Here is a 339-nt window from a genome sequence, read left to right on the forward strand (position 1 = left end):
TGAGTAAGTAACGACGCATAAATTCCGCCATACCTTCTTGACGAATTTGTTCAGGCGTATAGTTTTGACCGGATGTATGAGCACCCAGTTTCATGAATTCATCATCAAATTTTGGGTCATTCAAGCCATATTGTTTATCCAAATGATGTCCCGTTTCATGCGCTAACGTTTCTAAGTCCCCGTACTCACGTGTACGAATGACTTCCGGATTTGTTTTATACATGCCCGTAACAGCCTCGTCTCCGATACCCATACGCCCTGTACGAAGCGTAATGCCTAGATTCTCACGGAAACTATCTAGCAACTTTTTATGCGTAATCGTACGCCCATCTGGCGCCA

At 44.2% G+C, this 339-nt stretch carries 1 protein-coding gene; it reads right to left on the bottom strand.

What is annotated here, in order from left to right; translation table 11 throughout:
* A partial coding sequence (locus ACODS7_RS32880) for a hypothetical protein (protein ID WP_488828767.1) occupies positions 1-339 on the bottom strand: 339 nt, incomplete at both ends.

It is taken from the genome of Bacillus sp. FG16 (assembly GCF_057809515.1).